Origin of the sequence: Flavobacterium sp. N502536 (assembly GCF_025947345.1) — a bacterium.
Classification (GTDB): Bacteria; Bacteroidota; Bacteroidia; order Flavobacteriales; family Flavobacteriaceae; genus Flavobacterium.
Genome location: NZ_CP110011.1, coordinates 4,088,651 through 4,107,740, shown reverse-complemented (window position 1 = coordinate 4,107,740; position 19,090 = coordinate 4,088,651). Strand labels below are relative to the sequence as shown.

Annotated in this window: 21 protein-coding genes; 11 read left to right on the top strand and 10 right to left on the bottom strand. The window is 37.3% G+C overall.

Annotated features, from left to right (window positions below):
• Window positions 1–169 precede the first annotated feature (169 nt).
• The gene (locus OLM61_RS17320; RefSeq protein ID WP_264523860.1) at window positions 170–616 is read left to right on the top strand and encodes a helix-turn-helix transcriptional regulator; all 447 of its coding nucleotides are present in this window, start codon (window positions 170–172) and stop codon (window positions 614–616) included.
• Window positions 617–699: 83 nt separating this feature from the next.
• On the opposite strand, the gene OLM61_RS17315 is transcribed toward OLM61_RS17320, so the two are convergent.
• Complete coding sequence (locus OLM61_RS17315; protein WP_264523859.1) at window positions 700–1,251, bottom strand: 1-acyl-sn-glycerol-3-phosphate acyltransferase; 552 nt, start codon at window positions 1,249–1,251, stop codon at window positions 700–702.
• Between the two features lie 63 nt (window positions 1,252–1,314).
• Here OLM61_RS17315 and OLM61_RS17310 point away from each other — a divergent pair, with 63 nt between their 5' ends.
• The 6 genes from OLM61_RS17310 (at window position 1,315) to OLM61_RS17285 (ending at window position 6,217) form a co-directional block, all read left to right on the top strand.
• Window positions 1,315–1,980 (top strand): spermidine synthase, encoded by a 666-nt coding sequence (locus tag OLM61_RS17310; RefSeq protein WP_264523858.1) that lies wholly within the window; start codon window positions 1,315–1,317, stop codon window positions 1,978–1,980.
• A gap of 4 nt (window positions 1,981–1,984) precedes the next feature.
• Complete coding sequence (locus OLM61_RS17305; RefSeq protein WP_264523857.1) at window positions 1,985–2,662, top strand: peptidoglycan DD-metalloendopeptidase family protein; 678 nt, start codon at window positions 1,985–1,987, stop codon at window positions 2,660–2,662.
• Window positions 2,663–2,668: 6 nt separating this feature from the next.
• The gene (locus OLM61_RS17300; RefSeq protein WP_264523856.1) at window positions 2,669–3,145 is read left to right on the top strand and encodes a hypothetical protein; all 477 of its coding nucleotides are present in this window, start codon (window positions 2,669–2,671) and stop codon (window positions 3,143–3,145) included.
• 10 nt (window positions 3,146–3,155) lie between these two features.
• Window positions 3,156–3,680 (top strand): hypothetical protein, encoded by a 525-nt coding sequence (locus tag OLM61_RS17295; RefSeq protein WP_264523855.1) that lies wholly within the window; start codon window positions 3,156–3,158, stop codon window positions 3,678–3,680.
• Window positions 3,681–3,862: 182 nt separating this feature from the next.
• Window positions 3,863–4,333: a nuclear transport factor 2 family protein gene (locus OLM61_RS17290; RefSeq protein ID WP_264523854.1), complete on the top strand. Its 471-nt coding sequence runs from the start codon at window positions 3,863–3,865 to the stop codon at window positions 4,331–4,333.
• 141 nt (window positions 4,334–4,474) lie between these two features.
• Window positions 4,475–6,217, top strand: coding sequence for an APC family permease (locus tag OLM61_RS17285; RefSeq protein WP_264523853.1), 1,743 nt, complete (start codon window positions 4,475–4,477; stop codon window positions 6,215–6,217).
• A 201-nt stretch (window positions 6,218–6,418) separates the two neighbouring features.
• Here OLM61_RS17285 and OLM61_RS17280 read toward each other — a convergent pair whose 3' ends face one another.
• On the bottom strand, window positions 6,419–7,906 hold the full coding sequence (locus OLM61_RS17280; RefSeq protein ID WP_264523852.1) for an aminotransferase class V-fold PLP-dependent enzyme: 1,488 nt from the start codon (window positions 7,904–7,906) through the stop codon (window positions 6,419–6,421).
• Window positions 7,907–8,087: 181 nt separating this feature from the next.
• Between OLM61_RS17280 and msrA the strand changes: the two genes are divergently transcribed.
• Together msrA and OLM61_RS17270 are read left to right on the top strand one after the other, a co-directional pair.
• Entirely contained in the window at window positions 8,088–8,621 is a 534-nt protein-coding gene (gene msrA / locus OLM61_RS17275) for a peptide-methionine (S)-S-oxide reductase MsrA (protein ID WP_264523851.1), read from the top strand.
• A 71-nt stretch (window positions 8,622–8,692) separates the two neighbouring features.
• On the top strand, window positions 8,693–10,261 hold the full coding sequence (locus OLM61_RS17270; protein ID WP_264523850.1) for a protein adenylyltransferase SelO: 1,569 nt from the start codon (window positions 8,693–8,695) through the stop codon (window positions 10,259–10,261).
• 77 nt (window positions 10,262–10,338) lie between these two features.
• On the opposite strand, the gene OLM61_RS17265 is transcribed toward OLM61_RS17270, so the two are convergent.
• Window positions 10,339–11,322, bottom strand: a complete 984-nt coding sequence (locus OLM61_RS17265) for a YpdA family putative bacillithiol disulfide reductase (RefSeq protein WP_264523849.1) — start codon at window positions 11,320–11,322, stop codon at window positions 10,339–10,341.
• Window positions 11,310–11,783, bottom strand: a complete 474-nt coding sequence (locus OLM61_RS17260) for a CYTH domain-containing protein (RefSeq protein ID WP_264523848.1) — start codon at window positions 11,781–11,783, stop codon at window positions 11,310–11,312. Before OLM61_RS17260 ends, OLM61_RS17265 begins: the two co-directional genes overlap by 13 nt.
• Window positions 11,784–11,983: 200 nt before the next feature.
• Here OLM61_RS17260 and OLM61_RS17255 point away from each other — a divergent pair, with 200 nt between their 5' ends.
• On the top strand, window positions 11,984–12,895 hold the full coding sequence (locus OLM61_RS17255) for an OmpA family protein (RefSeq protein WP_264523847.1): 912 nt from the start codon (window positions 11,984–11,986) through the stop codon (window positions 12,893–12,895).
• Between the two features lie 19 nt (window positions 12,896–12,914).
• The gene (locus tag OLM61_RS17250; RefSeq protein WP_264523846.1) at window positions 12,915–13,469 is read left to right on the top strand and encodes a hypothetical protein; all 555 of its coding nucleotides are present in this window, start codon (window positions 12,915–12,917) and stop codon (window positions 13,467–13,469) included.
• A gap of 47 nt (window positions 13,470–13,516) precedes the next feature.
• On the opposite strand, the gene OLM61_RS17245 is transcribed toward OLM61_RS17250, so the two are convergent.
• From OLM61_RS17245 to OLM61_RS17220, 6 genes are all read right to left on the bottom strand, one after another.
• Window positions 13,517–14,563: an o-succinylbenzoate synthase gene (locus OLM61_RS17245; protein WP_264523845.1), complete on the bottom strand. Its 1,047-nt coding sequence runs from the start codon at window positions 14,561–14,563 to the stop codon at window positions 13,517–13,519.
• A gap of 68 nt (window positions 14,564–14,631) precedes the next feature.
• On the bottom strand, window positions 14,632–15,834 hold the full coding sequence (locus tag OLM61_RS17240) for a tetratricopeptide repeat protein (RefSeq protein ID WP_264523844.1): 1,203 nt from the start codon (window positions 15,832–15,834) through the stop codon (window positions 14,632–14,634).
• Between the two features lie 41 nt (window positions 15,835–15,875).
• Window positions 15,876–16,385 (bottom strand): DUF2199 domain-containing protein, encoded by a 510-nt coding sequence (locus OLM61_RS17235; protein ID WP_264523843.1) that lies wholly within the window; start codon window positions 16,383–16,385, stop codon window positions 15,876–15,878.
• Between the two features lie 5 nt (window positions 16,386–16,390).
• Window positions 16,391–17,068: a metal-dependent hydrolase gene (locus OLM61_RS17230; protein ID WP_264523842.1), complete on the bottom strand. Its 678-nt coding sequence runs from the start codon at window positions 17,066–17,068 to the stop codon at window positions 16,391–16,393.
• 30 nt (window positions 17,069–17,098) lie between these two features.
• Window positions 17,099–18,061 (bottom strand): 1,4-dihydroxy-2-naphthoate octaprenyltransferase, encoded by a 963-nt coding sequence (gene menA, locus OLM61_RS17225; protein WP_264523841.1) that lies wholly within the window; start codon window positions 18,059–18,061, stop codon window positions 17,099–17,101.
• A 103-nt stretch (window positions 18,062–18,164) separates the two neighbouring features.
• Window positions 18,165–18,998 (bottom strand): 1,4-dihydroxy-2-naphthoyl-CoA synthase, encoded by an 834-nt coding sequence (locus OLM61_RS17220; RefSeq protein WP_017498510.1) that lies wholly within the window; start codon window positions 18,996–18,998, stop codon window positions 18,165–18,167.
• Between the last annotated feature and the right edge of the window lie 92 nt (window positions 18,999–19,090).

Sequence of the window (19,090 nt, the reverse complement as noted above, 5' to 3'; positions counted from 1 at the left end):
TTGAAATACTAAAATATAATTTTATATATTTCAACAAGTTAAAACCAATCATCTAAAGTCTTAAATACACAATTTAAAGATTAATTTTACGATTTACAACTGTAAAATTGTTTTAGAGTCTGCTTTTGATTACATTTGTAAACAGCAATTTTCTAAACAGTAATTTACAATGGTAAACATAGATGATTTTGTAAAACGACTTGAAATTATATTGGATTATTATGCTTTAAACGCCTCTTCTTTTGCGGATAAAATTGGGGTGCAGCGTTCCAGTATGTCTCACCTGCTTTCTGGCAGAAACAAACCCAGTTTGGATTTTGTACTAAAAATTCTGGAGGTTTTTCCCGATATTGATTTGTACTGGATCTTAAATGGTAAAGGGAGTTTTCCAAAAACGGAAGATACCATTGATCTAAAAAAAAACGAATCGCTCTCTGAATTTGCAAAACCTCTTACTCCTATTCCATCAGAAGAAAATTTTGTTTCAGAAAATGAAAAATCCAAAAACACATCTTCTGCAGAAATTAAAACTCAAAGTTTAAGTCCTGCAGAAAATGAAATTGAAAAAATAGTGGTCTTTTATAAAAACGGAACCTTTAAGACTTACGTTCCTTAAATTTGAAATTTCGCGTATTTGAAAATTTTTAAAATTATTTTTCATTTAAGCGATTTCTGGACAACCGGGGCAACAGCAAAAAATTACAACTGAAATCCGTTTTCCGGAATTTTACCCACGACCCCGTCATAGTGTTTTTTTAAAACATTCAAATCAGCCTCATAATCTCCGGTTGGAGAAAATGGTTTCCCTAAGTTGACTTCTTTTTTGCCCCAGTCAAAAGCGACCGGCACAATTGGCACATTTGCTTTAAGAGCGATGTAATAAAAACCGCTTTTTAATTCTTTTACTCCTTTACGGGTTCCTTCAGCTGCTACGGCTAAGCGAAAAACTTCTTTTCTTTCAAAAATTGCAGCAATCGACTCTACTTTATTCAATCCGCCAGTTCGGTCTATAGGTTCTCCTCCTACGCTTCTGAAATAATAGCCAAAAGGAAAACGGAATAATTCTTTCTTTCCTACCCAGTTCATTTCCAAACCGGAAATGCCGCGCGTAAAAATTCCCAAATAAAAATCATGGTTGCTGGTATGCGGCATCACCATCATCACGCATTTTTTTACTTCAGCATTTTCGATTCCCACAATTTTCCAGCCCATTAGCTTAAAAAAGATGAATTTGTACAATCGCTTTTTCATTAATTTGTTTTTTCCTGCAAAATAAAAGATTTAAAGTGGTATTTTTGAGTAAAAGCATTTAAAATGATCCAAAAATTGTTCAGTTATATTGTTCCTATAAAAATATTCAAAAAAAAATCACAAAGAAGCAAAATCATCGAAGTTACCTGGGCTAATGGCGAATTAGTTCTTGATTCTGAAAACACCAATTATTCCTACGGAAGTTTACAGCGTATTTTAAGATACGGACTTCGAAATATCGGTTATGACAACATTCTTAAAATGGATCATATCTTACTGTTAGGTGTTGCCGGCGGAAGCGTCATTAAAACACTGGTAGATGAAATTCAGTACAAAGGAAAAATTACCGGTGTAGAGATTGACCCCGATATTATTAAGATTGCCAACGAATACTTCAATCTTGACCAGATTAAACAACTGGAAGTTGTAATTGATGATGCTTTCGAATTTGTTTTAAAAACAAAAAATAAATATAATCTAATTATTATTGATATTTTTGAAGACATCAAGATGCCCAATTTTCTGTTTGAAAGCTTTTTTAGCGAACGGGTTTGTTCGCTTTTGCAAAGTCATGGATTTGTTTTGTTTAACACCATGATTTTAGACGAAGCGCACAATGTTCGAAACCGAAAATACATTTCTGAAATTAACCCCAAACTGTTTGCTTCCAAAATGCTCCCACGAGTAGAAGTTCACAACGAATTAATAATTATTGAAAAAGTAGTTTAAACCTATGAAACCTCTTGCCTCTATCTTAAAAGCCTTACCACCTACTAAAGTAATTGATTCCAACATTGACATTTCAAAATACATTCCTTTAGACCTGTCCGTAACCAATCAGGAACTTGCCGAATGTAAACCTGCTAACACCGAAGAATTTGAAGATTTTATTACTGCCTACTTAGAAAAAAATGATGCCGAAGTAGCCTATGGCGGTTATATCGAAGGCCGAACAATCTACCAGCGCAGTACCATTTTTAAAAACAGTTCGATACCGGAACGCAACATCCATATCGGATTAGATCTATGGACAAAAGTAAATACCCCAGTACTGGCGCCTCTAGACGGAAAAGTGCACAGCTTTAAAAATAATATAGGTTTGGGCGATTATGGTCCGACTATAATTTTAGAGCATCGTATAGAAAATGAAAAATTTTATACTTTATACGGACATTTATCGTTAGAAAGTATAGAAAACCTTAGTGTTGGGACATTTTTTCATAAAGGCCAAAAAATTGGAACTTTAGGAAGCTCCTCTGTTAATGGAGATTACGCTCCACATGTACACTTTCAGATTATACGAAACATCGAAACGTATTCCGGCGATTATCCCGGCGTCTGCAATACAAATGACCTGAATTTTTACATCGAAAACTGCCCTGACCCCAACTTATTATTAAAAATTACTTAAATAGTTATGAAGAAAGCAGGATTGATTATATGTTTGTTATTGTTAATTGGATGTAAATCGAAAACGATCAATAGAGACACTGAAGATTTAAAAATTAAAAGAGTCACTGCTGCCGAAATAAATTCCAATCAGCAGAAAAAAGCGTACGAATTGGGGAAAAGGGTATTAGAAACCTGTAATTCCTCAAAATTTAAGCCTTTTAATGAAACTGAAGTTACCAAGTCGGTTATGGAAAATACGACTGAAGAACGTTTGACCAAAACCTGTCAGAGATTCAGACAATACTACGGAAGTTTTATCGATTTAAAACTTGATGGTGTTTACAGAGCCAAACAGGAGGTCATTTATCGCTATCATGCACTGTATTCCAAAAAAGTGGCCAATAAAGAGTTGCGCATTTTTGTAAACGAAGACAATTTGATTTCGGCTATAAAATCAATGGATTGGGACGAGAAATTTGATGCCAAAATAACCGAACAATAAAGTAAAAACTATGAATTTAAAACTGCCTCTTTTAATAGTACTGTTAATTACCGGTTTCGTAAACGCACAGCAAACCATAAGTATAAAGGGCTCAAAACCATTTCCGGCAACAACAGCTTATACTTTTATTTGTGAAAAGTATGTTTTTACCGGAGAAACTGAAGTTCAGATTGCCAAAACAGATAAAGGAGGGGTTTTAAAACTAAGTATAGGAATTTCTAACGACAAAACTCAAATCTCAGGAGGTGTATACGTTGATTTAGTCAATGGAGATGTGATTGCCTGCGTGGACAAAAACAGCAAAGAAACCCTTGACGGAAAAACCACTTCTTATTACTATTTCACTCCTGCCGAAATGAATAAATTGAAAAAAACGGATATTAAAGCGATCCGTTTTATCATCAAAGGTAATGCTACAACGTTTGGAGATCAAACCGGCTATTTTACGGCGCTGAACAGGATGGCGTACTTTTCGACAGCATTTGATAAATCAAAAAAAACCTTTGATACCGCAGCCGCAATTAGCGCTTTATAGGTTCTTATGTTAACCAATGATTGTATTTCATTTAAACACATCCTTTGAGGCAAAACAAATAGACTTCTTTTTTCACACTCTTTACAGACTTAAAATCTGTTAAATCATTTTTTGTTAATTAGCCCCCACTGCTTTATATTAGTATAATAAATCTTATATTTATAATCTAAATAGTATCCTCCATGAATCCGAATGAAGCCTTAATTACAAAATTCTATACCGCTTTTGCCAATGCCGATGCTAAAACCATGAGCGAATGTTACCATCCTAAAATTCATTTTATTGACCCTGCTTTTGGTTTACTAAAAGAAGATCAGGTTTCTAAAATGTGGGAAATGCTGCTTTTGAAAAGCAAAGGCAACATCAAAATTGAATTTTCAGCTATTAAAGCAGACGATTTTTCGGGTACTGCCAAATGGGTTGCGACTTATAATTTTAGTAAAACCAACAGAAAAGTAATCAATCGTATTTCGGCTGAATTTGCTTTTCAGGACGGTTTAATCATCAAGCATACAGACAGTTTTGACGTCTGGAAATGGTCGAAACAGGCTTTTGGTTTAACCGGATATTTAATGGGCTGGACAGGATTTTTTCAAAGCAAAATTCAGGAACAGGCGCTGTTGTCCCTAAAAAAGTTTCAGGAATCCAAATAATTTTCTTAAATTGAAAATTCAAATATGCACATTAGCTAAAATTTCCTTTTAGTTTCTATTCAACTACCCGCCTCTTTTATTAGAATTCGCTTGTCTGTTACTATTTTTTGGAGTTAATCGTGTTGTAAATCTTGAATCTCTATGAAAGAAATTGTACACAAAAAATTAAATCAATTACAGGCAACAGCAATTTGCGGAAATGACATCAGTTCTTCCTGTTTATACGTTTCAGCGCTTACCATTTTATATGCCGGGCAGTACGCCTGGATTTCTCTTTTAATTGTTGCGGTTGTTTTATTCTTATTCCGAAAAATTTACGGGGAAGTTGTAGGCGCAATTCCGCTAAACGGAGGAGCATACAACGTTCTGCTCAACACTTCTACCAAACGTTTGGCTTCTTTGGCTGCTACCTTAACTGTCTTGTCTTATATGGCAACAGCCGTGATTTCGGCTTCAGAAGGCATGCACTATTTACACGGGATTTTTGAAAGTTTAAATGTGACTGTGGCAACCATCATTGTTTTGGTTCTTTTTACAGGGCTCGCCATATTGGGAATTGGAGAATCGGCTTTTGTAGCCGTAATTATCTTTATTACCCATTTAGCCACTTTAAGCCTACTAGTACTAGCTTCGCTTTGGTTTATCCTGAATAACGGTTTAGAAACTTTTCACATCAACTGGCAGACTCCCATCGCTTACGGAAACATTAAAACAGCTTTGTTTTTAGGTTTCTCAGCCGCTATGCTTGGGATCTCGGGTTTTGAGAGTTCCGCCAACTTTGTAGAAGAACAGCAATCGGGAGTTTTCCCGAAGACGTTGCGCAACATGTGGGCCATTGTTAGTTTTTTCAACCCGGTAATTGCCATTTTGTTAATCAGTATCATTCCGTTAACCGAGGTGGGTGCCAATAAAGAATCACTACTGGCTCATTTAGGGCAAACTACAGGAGGTTCCTGGCTGGCATGGCTTATTTCTATTGATGCCGTTTTAGTTTTATGCGGAGCCGTGTTAACTTCCTTCGTGGGAGTTTCAGGTTTATTAAATCGAATGACTTTAGACCGGATTCTACCCAATTATTTCCTGAAACAAAACCAACGAGGTTCTCACTATCGCATTGTGATTAGCTTTTTAGTACTGTGCATTTCGGTACTTTTTGCAACCAATGGGCATTTAGAGTCCTTAGCAGGAGTTTATACGTTCTCTTTTCTGGCGGTAATGGCTTTATTTGGAATCGGGAATTTACTACTCAAATTCAAACGTCGAAAACTACCCCGACCAGAGCGTGCACGGGGCATATCTGTAGTTATTGCCGTTTCTTTCATTATCGCTGCTTTTATTGGAAACATGGAACTCAACATCAATGCTTTCTATACCTTTTTGAAATACATGGTTCCCTCGCTGCTCTTCATTGGCATCATGTTAAATCGTGTCATTCTGATAAGACTTTTAATCGAAGCTCTGGAGTATTTTTATCAGCCCTTACGACGAATGGTAATCATCAGCAATCGGTATTTACAAAAAATGAGTGTACAGATCAACTCGCAGGAATTTGTCTTTTTTACCAAAGGAGACGATATTGCCATCCTGAACAAAGTTTTACAATATGTTGAAAACAACGAAACGACCAAAAAACTTAAAATCGTTTACGTCAAAAATGGCCCTTCCAATAACGAAGAATTAATCAAAGACCTGGAAGTTTTGGATCGTGCCTACGATGATATTGACATTGAATACCTTGAAATACAAGGAGTTTTTGGCCCTGAAATTATCGATGAGCTTTCTATAAAATGGAATATCCCTAAAAACTTTATGTTCATTGGTTCACCCGGAAACAAATTCTCTTACCGTATTTCAGATCTGGGTGGAGTTCGCTTGATTATGTAATTTAAAAATAACAAACCCGACAGGTTTTTGAAACCTGTCGGGTTTAGTATTCATTACGAATAAAAGTTTTACGATTTGAACCAGCCGGCCACTAACTCGTCTTCAAACGAAGTGACGTCCTTTTTAAAAACATTTACTAAACAACAAACCCGACAGGTTTTTGAAACCTGTCGGGTTTAGTATTCATTACGAATATAAGTTTTACGATTTGAACCAGCCGGCTACTAACTCGTCTTCAAACGAAGTGGCATCCTTGTGAACAAACTCATTGGTATTTTTGTTATAAGTATAGTCCAAAGCCCATTCTGTATGGTTTTTAGCCAAATCTTTGATGCTTTCGCAAACAAAAGCAATTTCTTTATCAGTAGTAGTTGGGTGAATTGACATTCTGATCCATCCCGGTTTTTTGATTAAATCGCCAATAGTAATTTCGTTTACCAGTTTATTGGAAGTTTCCTGATCTACGTGCAATAAAAAGTGTCCGTAAGTTCCGGCACAACTGCATCCTCCTCTGGTTTGAATTCCGAATTTATCGTTCAGTAATTTCACTCCTAAATTAAAATGAAGATTTTCGATAAAAAACGAAACAACTCCCAAACGGTTTTTATGCTGTCCCGCCAGGATTTTAATATTGGAAACAGAATCTAATTCATTAAAAACGTAGTCAACAATCTCATGCTCGCGTTGCAGGATGTTTTCGATTCCCATTTCCTCTTTTAGCTCAATAGCCAGTGCGGTTTTAATAACCTGAAGAAACCCGGGAGTACCGCCATCTTCACGATCCTCAATGTTATCTATATATTTATGTTCGCCCCACGGATTGGTCCAGCTCACTGTTCCTCCTCCGGGACAATCCGGGATCATATTGTTGTATAACTTTTTATTAAAAATTAGAACACCCGAAGTTCCTGGGCCTCCTAAAAATTTGTGCGGTGAAAAGAAAATAGCATCCAAATACGCTTCCGGATCTTCGGGATGCATGTCGATTTCTACATATGGACCCGAACAGGCAAAATCAACAAAACAAACGCCATTGTGCTTGTGCATTAACTTTGCAGCCTCATGAAACGGTGTTTTTAAACCTGTAACATTCGAACAGGAGGTGATAGAAGCAATCTTGATCGTTCTGTCTTTATATTTCTCCAGTAATTGCTCTAAATTATCCAGACAAAAAAGTCCTTTTTCGCAAGATGGAATAATTTCAACATCGGCAATCGTTTCTAACCACGACGTTTGATTGGAATGGTGTTCCATATGAGAAATAAAAACAACAGGACGTTTTTCAGCAGGAACAACCGTACAATCTTTTAAATTCTCAGGGATTTTTAAACCTAAAATACGTTGAAATTTATTAACAACACCTGTCATTCCGGTACCATCTGTGATCAATACATCGTCGTTACTGGCATTTGTATGACGTTTGATGATCGATCTGGCATGATGATACGCTTTTGTCATGGCAGTACCTGACACGGTAGTTTCGGTATGCGTATTGGCAACAAAAGGCCCGAATTCATTGAGAATTTTCTCTTCAATAGGTCGGTATAACCTTCCGCTGGCAGTCCAATCGGTATAAATAATCTGTTTTTTGCCGTAAGGAGAGGTAAATTCCTGATTAATTCCTACAATATTCTTTCTAAAATCCTGAAAATAGGTTTCTAAAGTGATGGTACTATTTTTGCTGTTCATTAGTGTGCCTGAGTTTGATTGCAAATATATTGCTTTTTTATAGAATTGCGAATTTATCAATTGTAAACTTCAAAAGATAAATAACTGCTTAGTTTCTTTATTTAAATTATCTTTTTACTAATAATTTATCACAATATTCTATCGGATTAATAGGCATTAAAAATTTTAACAATACTATTTTATGGGAAATTTATCAGTTGCCACTTTTGGTGGAGGATGTTTTTGGTGTATTGAAGCTGTAATTCAGCGTTTAAAGGGAGTAGAATCCTTAAAATCAGGGTATTCAGGAGGTTTTATTAAAAACCCGCCCTATCGTGAAGTTTGTACTGGCAGAACCGGTCACGCAGAAGTCATACAAGTAACCTTTAATCCTGACATAATTTCATACCACGATTTGATTTTTATATTCATGACAAGCCACGACCCAACCACTTTAAACCGTCAGGGCGCGGATAGCGGAACACAATACCGCTCGATCGTTTTATATCACGATGACGAACAAAAAGCGGTGGCAGAACAGGTTTTTGAGGAAGTAAAAGCTTTCTACGAGGATCCGATTGTGACACAGCTCATTCCGTTTGAAGTTTTCTATGAAGCCGAAGCCGATCATCAAAATTATTACAACAACAATCAGGAAGCGCGTTACTGTCAAATCGTAATTGATCCTAAAGTGCACAAACTGAAAAAAATGTACGCTGACAGACTAGTTGACTAAATAAACCTTTTTTCTACAGCTTAAAAAGAGAGTTTAAGTCATTCCAAGCTGTGGCAAAGAAAACAATCCTAATGAAAAATTTAAAAATAAATAATCGATTTACCGCTGAACTGCCTGCAGATCCAAACGAAACCAATGAAGTTCGTCAGGTCTCCAATGCGCTTTTCTCTTATGTAAATCCAACAAAACCATCAAATCCTAAACTTATTCATGCTTCCGCAGAAGTAGCAGAATCGGTTGGAATTTCGACTACTGAAATTCAGTCTGAATCGTTTTTGAATGTCTTTTCGGGAAAAGAAATTCTTCCGGAAACGTGTCCGTTCGCCATGTGTTATGCGGGGCATCAGTTTGGAAACTGGGCCGGACAATTGGGTGATGGTCGTGCCATTAATTTAACAGAAGTCGAACACAATGGCGAATCATTTACACTACAATTAAAAGGCGCAGGAAAAACGCCCTATTCGCGAACCGCTGATGGTTTGGCTGTTTTGCGCTCGTCTGTAAGGGAGTATCTGTGTGCCGAAGCCATGTTTCATTTAGGAGTTCCCACTACCCGATCGCTTTCGCTTATAACCTCGGGGGATCAGGTTTTACGCGATATCTTATACAACGGAAATTCAGCTTATGAAAAAGGAGCGATTGTTTGCCGTGTTGCTCCCTCGTTTATCCGTTTTGGCAGCTTCGAAATGCTGACAGCCCGAAATGAACTTCGAAATCTAAAACAATTTGTCGAATATAACATCAAACATTATTTCCCTGAAATTAAGGGAGAACCTAAAGAACAGTATTTACAATTCTTTAAAACCGTAGCCGATACAACTCGTGAAATGATTCTGCACTGGCAGCGTGTAGGTTTTGTACACGGTGTGATGAATACCGATAATATGTCGATTCACGGCATCACAATTGATTATGGCCCTTACGGCTGGCTAGAAAACTATGATCCAAACTGGACACCCAATACAACCGACAGTCAATACAGAAGGTATCGTTTTGGGAATCAGCCACAGATTGCACAATGGAATTTGTACCAATTGGCCAATGCTATTTATCCGTTAATCAATGAAGCCGAACCTTTAGAAAAAATACTGGAATCGTTTATAATTGATTTTGATTCCGATTACAAAACCATGTTTTTAAGTAAATTAGGATTATTCACTTCAACCGAAACTGATAGCGAGCTAATTACTGCTTTAGAAAGTACGCTGCAATTATCGGAGACGGATATGACTATTTTCTTCCGAAATTTGAGCAACGTTCAAAAATCAGATGCTGCAGAAAAAGCAATAGAAAAAATTAAGGAGGCATTTTATATTCCGGAACAAATTTCAGGTACTGTTTTAGAATCATGGCAAAACTGGTTTACGACCTATCTTGAAAGGCTTCAAACTGAATTACTCACTGACCAGGAGCGCGCTGCAAAAATGAATACCATAAATCCGAAGTATGTACTGCGAAACTATATGGCGCAACTGGCGATTGATGCAGCCGACCAAGAAGATTATTCACTAATCGATGAGCTTTATACTCTTTTGCAGAAGCCTTATGACGAACAGCCGGAATACCAAAAATGGTTCGCTAAGCGCCCGGATTGGGCCAGGTCTAAAGTGGGTTGTTCTATGCTTTCCTGTAGCTCTTAGTTTTTATAGCCGCGAATTCACGAATTTTACTTTCATAAGTTGACAAAAGTAAAATTCGTGAATTCGGGACTATAAATTTATTTTGAAGTAATATAATCCACAATCATATTAGCATGAACACGGGAGTTTTCGATAAACCATTTGTGTGTGTACATGCCTCCACAAATTACACCAGCCAAAAACAAACCCTCTACATTCGTTTCCATCGTTTCCGGATGGTAGGTTGGAGTTCTTAGTTCGTCTTCCGCTAATTGTATCCCCATTTTTTCCAGAAAAGTCAAATCTGGCTTGTAACCGGTTAACGCAAGTACAAAATCATTCTCGAGTGTAATTTTCCCCGTAGGAGTTTCTATTTCGACTTCATTTTCACGAATTTCAGTAATATTCGATTCAAAATAAGCCTTGATACTGCCTTCGGCAATTCGGTTTTCAATATCGGGCTTCGCCCAGTATTTAACCCTGCTGTTGATCACGTTTTTTCGGATAACCATCGTCACATTTGCTCCTTTTCGCCAACATTCCAATGCTGCATCTACCGAAGAGTTATTTGCTCCTACAACCAGAACATTCCTGAAAGCATATTCGTGCGCTTCTTTATAATAGTGACGCACTTTTGGCAACCGCTCCCCTTTTACATTCATTTCAATCGGAATATCATAAAAACCGGTTGCAATCACGACATTCCTGGCTTCATAAACCGTCTTGTCGGTGGTAATTTTAAAAGAAGCATCAGCCTGTTTTTCAACCTGTGTCACCCTTTCAAACAATTGAATCGAAAAATTAAAGTATCGGTGAATGTTTCGGTAATATTCCAATGCTTCCTGACGGCCTGGCTTTGGTGCCAGACAACTGAACGGAATATCTCCAATTTCAAGTCTTTCAGCAGTGGAGAAAAAAGTCATGTACAAAGGATAATTGAAAATACTATTCACAAGAGCGCCTTTTTCAATAATCAGATAACGCAAACCTTTTTTCTGAGCTTCGATTGCACAGGCCAGACCAATTGGACCGCCCCCTACAATGATCAAATCATATACTTCCATAAACTTTACTTCTTCCATTCTTTAAAAGGATTCTTACTCAAATAAGCATTGTAGTATCGTGGATCATCCGTTACCTCTTCCCCCAGCCAATCCGGTTTTTCAAAAAGTTCTGTTTCCGATTCCAGTTCTACTTCGGCCATCACCAAGCCTTCATTTTCTCCGTAAAATTCGTCTACTTCAAAAATGTGTTTGCCTGATTTTATCTCGTAACGTGTCTTTTCAATCTTTCCTTTTTCACATAATTTAAGCAATTCTAGTGCTTCATCCAGCGGGATTTCATTTTCCCATTCAAAACGGGACATTCCGCCCTGATGGCTGATTCCTTTTATGGTAATAAAACCTCTTTCCCCTTTAATACGCACACGAACCGTTCTTTCAGGAACAGCACTTAAGTATCCCTGGGCAATTTTATTGTGTGCAAAAGCCTGCTCTTTAAAATCAGCTGATTTTACAAGAAACTTTCTTTCTATTTCGACCATTTTGATGCCTGAATTTAATTTTTATGCAAGTTACTCAATTTAATCTGGCCTGAGAATTGAAATTACAGGAATCGTTATGTTTTGATCTTCATTGATACAACGCCCTCATAATTAGAGAAATAACTTTAAAATAACTGATTATTAATCGGTTATGTATTTATTTTTTTGTTAAATTTGATAGAATCTTAACTTCATCACTTATGTCTAAAAAAGCACTTTATCTACTAGGCATTGCAATAACCATTATTTTAGGTACCTTTTTATATTTGAAATTTTGCTGCAATTGTACTATGAAAACACCTGCGGTTGATACCGAAAAAGTATCGACAGTTGTGGCTCAGGACGATACTTCTGTCCCTTTTATTCTAAATGGTTCGGGAATTGACTATCATACCAATGATAACCTCAAGTTCCTTAAAAACAGTTTTGCAGTCGTACTGCCTGTGAGTGATTCTGTATCAATTGGAGTTCAAAACCTTAAAACCTTTTTGATCGCTAATCCGAAGCAAAAAATTACGATAACAGGTTATGCAACTTCAGATGAAACCAACACAACTGCTGCGGAAAATCTGGGTCTGGCACGAGCGAATGAAATCAAAAAGTATTTTGTATCACAAGGCATCGCTGAGGCACAGTTAAATACAAAAGGTGAAGTGATCGACAAATGGAAAACGATAAAAGACACGCTAATAGGACCTGCTGAATATGCATTTGATGCTCCCGAAGCTGCTCCAGCAGTAACCGATGAATGGGTGATTTTGAAAGAAAAAATCAATGGCGATCCGCTCATTTTGCATTTCAACACCAATAAATCCAGTGATCACTTAACAGCTGCCGAAGAACAAAAAGTAGCCGATTTAGTGAAGTATATGGAACACGTAAAAGAAGCCGTTATTCTGGTCGTTGGCCATAGCGATAATGTTGGAAATCGGGATTCGAACGTAACTCTTGGTCAAAAAAGAGCAGAGTTTTCTAAGAGTTATTTGTCTAAAAAAGGAGTTGACGGGAACCGCATTACCACCGAATCAAAAGGCCCTGATGAACCTATAGGCGAAAATACCACTGCTGAAGGCAAAGCAACCAATAGAAGAACTGTTATCACAATTAAATAACTAATCAAAATATACTATCATGAATATACCTTGTATCTTAATACCGGCCCTAGTGGGATTAATCTGTGGAATTTTGGGTTACTTACTGGGAAAAATGAATTCTAAAGGTGATGATTCACTTGCGTTGTCTTTGCAAGCTGATCTGGATGCCTGTAAAGCAAATACCCGAAATCTGAATGCTAAAATTTCTACGCTGGAAGCTGAATTGGCCGCAAAAGCTAAGGTTAATGCAGCACCACAATCATTTGCCGCTACAGCAGCAGCAGCTCTAATACCTTTTGACGGCGCATTGGCCGCAACTGTGTACGGTAAGAAAATAAAAGAGAATGATTTGAAAGTAGTGGAAGGAATCGGTCCAAAAATTGAAGCATTATTCAATGCTGCAGGTATTAAAACGTGGCATGAATTATCAGAAGCTTCCACCGAAAAGCTACAATCCATACTGGATGCGGGAGGTGAAAATTATTCTATTCACAATCCAAGTACCTGGGCGAGACAAGCATTACTTGCCTATCAGGGTAAATGGCAGGAATTAAAAGACTGGCAGGACAACTTACAGGGCGGAAAAGAATAAATCCAAAATCAATATAACCTTAAAAACTGGCTTGAAGCCAGTTTTTTTTATGCGTTACTGAGAAAATCAAAATCCCAGTCTTTTGTAGTATTGTACCATAACTGTCCTTGTGAAACTTCAAGCGGACAATCAAAATTGTTGGTATAAAGTCCTCCGGTTCCTAAACCCTGAGGCATGGTAGCGTTTTGCAGGAAAGTCCATTGTGCAATTGCATTGAGACCAATATTACTTTCTAATGCCGAAGTAATCCACCAGCCAATTTGATACTTATCTGCCAGATCAATCCATTCCTTCGTGCCTTTGAAACCTCCAATAAAACTAGGCTTCAAAATAATATACTGCGGTCTGATTTTTTGCAACAGACTTTCTTTTTCTTCCAACGAAAAAACACCGATCAATTCTTCATCCAAAGCAATTGGAAACGGCGTTGTTTTACACAAATCAGCCATTGCAGCAATATTCCCTTTTTTTATAGGCTGCTCAATACTATGCAATTGATATGCACTCAATTGCTTCAGTTTATCTAAAGCTTCGTCTAAACGAAAAGCTCCATTAGCATCTACCCTGATTTCAATCTGCTCTGCTGAAAAATGACTGCGGATATAAGCTAACAATTCGAGTTCTTTTTCAAAATCAATAGCGCCTATCTTAAGTTTTATGCAATTAAATCCAGTCGCTAATTTCTCTTCAATTTGTTCTTTCATAAAGGAAGCTTCCCCCATCCAGACCAGACCGTTTATGGCAATCGATTTTGAACCAGCTGTAAAGTGCGAAGGAAACAAAACAAACGGGTTTTCATTTTTAAGAGACAAAAACGCCATTTCAACTCCAAATTGTATGGATGGAAATTCCAACAAAGCATTCCAGAGCGCTTCTTCTCCCAAATGAATATTCTGGCACGTCCATTGCAGTTTTTCTTCGTAATCTTCACGGTCATCAGCACTCAGTCCGCGAAGAATCCCACACTCTCCTATCCCCTTTTTACCGTTCTCTTCCAGAACGATAAACCAGGTTTCTTTCTCCGTCATAACGCCTCTGGAAGTCCCGGAAGGTCGTTTAAACTCAAGCATGTATTTGTGACAGGTTGCTTTCATAGTGTAACTCCAACTACATAAGTACCACCACGGTAAAGCAAGCGGCAGACTTATACAGTTTTTTACTTTTAATTGTATAGTTTTAAGATTTTCTCAAAGTCTTTTGAAGGTAATCCGGCTTTTTGAAAAACTAAGAAGTCTTGTTTTGTTTTCTCTTTCCAGCTCAGGCTGTCAGTAACATTCTGCGACTGGTATTTTTTGTAAATGGCTTTCGCTTCACTGTAATCATCGTTAATGAGGTAAACGTGTGCCAGATTTAATTTTACCAACAATTCCGTATCGTCCAGTTTCTCTCCTTCTTTTAGGAATTTAAGGGCTTTACCGTATTGTTTTGTCAAAATATAGCAATATCCGATAGAACTGTAATCCAGTGCCGTTGCTTTACCGTCGTTAATGATTGTATTCAATTTTGGAATCGCTTCGTTGTATTTCTGAAGTCTAACCAAAGAAGCCGCCTGAGTTCTTAAGTCATTATAAACATTTTTAGAAATATCAGCGTCTTTATAACAGCTGTTCCCAAAGTCTTTATATGCTTTATTTTTCTCCATTGGCAACAGTTTTTGAAATTCTGTATAGCGGTACTGTTTCATGATTTTTTCAAGAATACAAACGCAAAAATCATCAGAATTTGCCATTTTCTGAGCCATTGTAGAGGTTTTACAAAGACTTATAATTTCATTTTTATTGTCCTGATTCCATCCGCGATTAAGCTTGGTATCTACCCATGGTACGACTTCCAGAACTATTTTTTGATTTAAAAGCCAGTTTTTACTGTGAAAACCAAACCAGAGTGTATTTACATTCTGTCCCAGACAAGACGATTTATCGAGTGACAATCGCTTAGCATCTTTACTCAGAGGGTCTTTCTGATCGTAACAGGCTTTATCGGTTTTACCGTCAGTAATGTACTTTTTTGCTGCTTCATTCGACGTAAACAAGGCATAAGTACAGGTATCGTCGCCTGAAATTTTAGACATCAGAAAAACAGCTCCTGCCGATCCCTGACTAATTCCGGTTGGATCGGGAATTGATTTTAAAACGGAAACCAAACTGTTGGCCATTTCCTGGTTTTCATCCAGAAGCGTGATTCTGTAGACGATTTCTGTGGTTCCAACAGGTAAATCTTCTGTTTTAAGCATAATTCTGTCACGGGCAGAAACTATAATCTCTTTTGTCGTAGCACGTTCTTTGTCCCAATAGCCATCTTTTTGCGCAAAAATGCTGCAGGAAGCGGTGCTAAAAAGAAATAGGGCAATTTTTTTTAAAATCATTTTAAAAAATTTATTTAAAGATCACTTACAAAATTCGGGCCTTATTTTTTTAAGATTTCCTGAATTCTTTTTTCAGCCTCGGCTTTGGTGATTCCATTATAATAATCTTTCACAAAAGGATGGTCAAAATCTTTATGCGGAAAAATTTCAGGTCTCTCATTGCCCGGTTTGGTGACTACTGTTGTTGGAATACTATTTGAAAATTCATACTGCGGAATGTAATTGGAAAGCCATCCAAAATATTGTGCTTCATGATTTTCATCTTCGCCATTTTCCAGATAATCTTCAAAGCTGTTTTCGCTTAAAGAAACCCAAAAACCATACTCCAGATCTTCACAATGATCGTTAACCTGCTGAACCAAAACCACTCTTATAAAACGATTGATATGATCTTCATATTTAATAACACAAAAATCCTGATCAATAACTGCAATTTCTTCTTTTTCCTGTTCTGAAAGCTTGTTGTAAGCGGAAGGCGAACTGTAAGCAATTGCAGGCCAGCTTTCATGCTCCTGACCACAGCAGTCGCAAATATATTTAATATCGGTCATTGTAATTATAATTCAATTGATTCTCCAATTTCAAGAAGCATCAAATCTTTTCCTTTATTGAAAAATTTACGAATAGCATCTTCATGATCAATTTTAATGTAACCAAAAGTATCAAAGTGATAGCCAAGGATTTTGTCGCATTCTACAAAATCGGAAGCGATTATAGCATCCTCGACATCCATGGTAAAATTGTTCCCGATTGGAAGTATCGCCAAATCGAGTTTGGTTCGCATCGGAATTAATTTCATATCCCATGTAAGCGCTGTATCTCCGGCAATATAGATATTTTTATGCTCGCCTTCGATGACAAAACCGCCCGGGTTTCCACCGTTACTTCCATCAGGAAAACTGCTGGAATGAATAGCGTTTACATATTTTACTCTTCCAAAATCAAACTGCCAGCTTCCGCCATGGTTCATAGGATGCGAACTGAAGCCTAATTTAGCATAGTAGTCTGCTATTTCAGCATTTGAAACGATCACCGCTTTAGTACGTCCTGCAATCGCTTCAACGTCCATAATATGGTCGCCATGTGCATGCGTAAGTAAAATATAATCAGCTTTCAAAGTCGTTATATCCACTCCGGCTGCCTGCGGATTTCCTGTAATAAAAGGATCTACAATAATATGTTTTCCACCAACTTCAATGCCTAAAGACGCGTGTCCGTAAAATGTTATTTTCATTTTAATTGATTTTTAAAATTGAACTTTGTTTTATCTCCCTCCTAAAAAGAGGTTCACAATAATGTCTGAGATCAATGAAATCATACATACCGTTAGCAGTATCGAAAGTAAAAAGGTACTAAGTGCCAGTTTTTTCAATTCGGGATCCAACAGCTTTGGATTTTGGTTTTTATAAACGGTAATTAAATGTTTTGTTAACGGAATAAAAGCCAGTAAGAATAAGTACTGATCGAAGTTATAATCACTCAAAAAAGCAAAAATAACGACCAACAGCATGGCTGTAATAATCAAAGTGAAATGATAAATTTTAGCTTTTGCACCACCAATCTGAACTACAATGGTATTTTTCCCCGATTTACGGTCTGATTCCTCGTCGCGCATATTGTTCAGATTCAGTACTCCAACGCTTAATAATCCAATTGAAATAGCCGGTAAAATCAAAAGCGGATCTACTTCTTTCGAGTATAAAAAGTTTACTCCTAAGGTGCTTACCAATCCGAAGAAAACAAAAACGAATACGTCTCCAAATCCTCTGTATCCATAAGCCGAATTGCCCACTGTATAACGAATTGCCGAAACTATCGCTGCTATTCCCAACAATAAGAAAAAGATAGAATACCCAAAATTACTTTCGCCAAAAGCAAAATAAATCAGTATCATGGCAGACAACAACGTCAAAAACGAAGTAATTATAATGGCTTTTTTCATAGCCTGTGGCGTAATAACACCACTCTGAATGGCACGTTGCGGACCAACTCTGTCAGCATTATCAGTACCTTTTACACCATCACCGTAATCATTTGCAAAGTTGGACAAAACCTGTAAACCAAGCGTTGTTAAAAGTGCAAAGCCAAAAATTTTCCAACTAAATACTTCTGTCGGTGTGTTGATGGTGGCCGTCGGGTTGGATAAGGCATATATACTTCCTACTATGATTCCGGAAACTGATAAAGGTAATGTACGCAAACGAGCGGCTTCGATCCAATGTTTCATTCTGTTTTATTTTGTTAGATTATTTTGTTTCAGGTTTCATGTTTCAGGTTGCGAAAGTGAAACTTGAAACTTGAAACCTGAAACTATTTTTTTTTAAACCTCCCTATGGAAGCCATTTATTCTCTCCGAAGTTTGGTTTTCTTTTTTCCAAAAAGGCATTTCGTCCTTCTTTAGCTTCTTCGGTCATATAAGCTAAACGAGTGGCTTCTCCGGCAAAAACCTGCTGACCAACCATACCGTCGTCTGTTAAGTTCATGGCGAATTTTAGCATTTTGATAGAAGTTGGCGATTTTTGCAGAATTTCCTGTGCCCATTCATAAGCCGTAGCTTCAAGTTCGTCATGTGGAATTACGGCATTCACCATTCCCATATCCATAGCTTCCTGAGCAGAGTAATTACGGCCTAAAAAGAAAATTTCACGTGCTTTTTTCTGTCCCACCATTTTAGCTAAATAAGCAGATCCGTAACCACCGTCAAAACTGGTTACATCGGCATCTGTTTGTTTGAATATAGCGTGTTCTTTACTTGCCAAAGTCATATCGCAAACTACATGTAAACTGTGTCCGCCACCAACGGCCCAACCCGGTACAACTGCAATGACAACTTTAGGCATAAAACGAATCAATCGTTGTACTTCAAGAATGTTTAAGCGATGCTGACCGTCTTCACCTACATAACCCTGGTGTCCGCGTGCATTTTGGTCGCCCCCACTGCAAAAAGAATAAACACCGTCTTTGGTTGACGGACCTTCAGCAGAAAGCAGTACCACTCCTATCGAAGTGTCTTCCTGTGCATCGTAAAAAGCCTGGTACAATTCTGAAGTTGTCTTTGGACGGAAGGCATTTCTAACATTTGGTCTGTTAAAAGCAATTCTCGCAACTCCATTACATTTTTTATAAGTGATATCTTCAAATTCTCTGGCAGTAATCCAATCCATTTCTGTTTGTTTAGTTTTAAATAATTGATAGTGTAAAAATAAAGCATTTTTATATTTTTACCTATCCCTATTTGCTTTTAGTGTTGACTAAA

Excerpts from the sequence above, each read along its gene's own strand:
- OLM61_RS17320 (WP_264523860.1), top strand. The coding sequence starts at position 170 with ATGGTAAACATAGATGATTTTGTAAAACGACTTGAAATTATATTGGAT.
- OLM61_RS17315 (WP_264523859.1), bottom strand. The coding sequence starts at position 1,251 with ATGAAAAAGCGATTGTACAAATTCATCTTTTTTAAGCTAATGGGCTGG.
- OLM61_RS17310 (WP_264523858.1), top strand. The coding sequence starts at position 1,315 with ATGATCCAAAAATTGTTCAGTTATATTGTTCCTATAAAAATATTCAAA.
- OLM61_RS17305 (WP_264523857.1), top strand. The coding sequence starts at position 1,985 with ATGAAACCTCTTGCCTCTATCTTAAAAGCCTTACCACCTACTAAAGTA.
- OLM61_RS17300 (WP_264523856.1), top strand. The coding sequence starts at position 2,669 with ATGAAGAAAGCAGGATTGATTATATGTTTGTTATTGTTAATTGGATGT.
- OLM61_RS17295 (WP_264523855.1), top strand. The coding sequence starts at position 3,156 with ATGAATTTAAAACTGCCTCTTTTAATAGTACTGTTAATTACCGGTTTC.
- OLM61_RS17290 (WP_264523854.1), top strand. The coding sequence starts at position 3,863 with ATGAATCCGAATGAAGCCTTAATTACAAAATTCTATACCGCTTTTGCC.
- OLM61_RS17285 (WP_264523853.1), top strand. The coding sequence starts at position 4,475 with ATGAAAGAAATTGTACACAAAAAATTAAATCAATTACAGGCAACAGCA.
- OLM61_RS17280 (WP_264523852.1), bottom strand. The coding sequence starts at position 7,906 with ATGAACAGCAAAAATAGTACCATCACTTTAGAAACCTATTTTCAGGAT.
- msrA (WP_264523851.1), top strand. The coding sequence starts at position 8,088 with ATGGGAAATTTATCAGTTGCCACTTTTGGTGGAGGATGTTTTTGGTGT.
- OLM61_RS17270 (WP_264523850.1), top strand. The coding sequence starts at position 8,693 with ATGAAAAATTTAAAAATAAATAATCGATTTACCGCTGAACTGCCTGCA.
- OLM61_RS17265 (WP_264523849.1), bottom strand. The coding sequence starts at position 11,322 with ATGGAAGAAGTAAAGTTTATGGAAGTATATGATTTGATCATTGTAGGG.
- OLM61_RS17260 (WP_264523848.1), bottom strand. The coding sequence starts at position 11,783 with ATGGTCGAAATAGAAAGAAAGTTTCTTGTAAAATCAGCTGATTTTAAA.
- OLM61_RS17255 (WP_264523847.1), top strand. The coding sequence starts at position 11,984 with ATGTCTAAAAAAGCACTTTATCTACTAGGCATTGCAATAACCATTATT.
- OLM61_RS17250 (WP_264523846.1), top strand. The coding sequence starts at position 12,915 with ATGAATATACCTTGTATCTTAATACCGGCCCTAGTGGGATTAATCTGT.
- OLM61_RS17245 (WP_264523845.1), bottom strand. The coding sequence starts at position 14,563 with ATGAAAGCAACCTGTCACAAATACATGCTTGAGTTTAAACGACCTTCC.
- OLM61_RS17240 (WP_264523844.1), bottom strand. The coding sequence starts at position 15,834 with ATGATTTTAAAAAAAATTGCCCTATTTCTTTTTAGCACCGCTTCCTGC.
- OLM61_RS17235 (WP_264523843.1), bottom strand. The coding sequence starts at position 16,385 with ATGACCGATATTAAATATATTTGCGACTGCTGTGGTCAGGAGCATGAA.
- OLM61_RS17230 (WP_264523842.1), bottom strand. The coding sequence starts at position 17,068 with ATGAAAATAACATTTTACGGACACGCGTCTTTAGGCATTGAAGTTGGT.
- menA (WP_264523841.1), bottom strand. The coding sequence starts at position 18,061 with ATGAAACATTGGATCGAAGCCGCTCGTTTGCGTACATTACCTTTATCA.
- OLM61_RS17220 (WP_017498510.1), bottom strand. The coding sequence starts at position 18,998 with ATGGATTGGATTACTGCCAGAGAATTTGAAGATATCACTTATAAAAAA.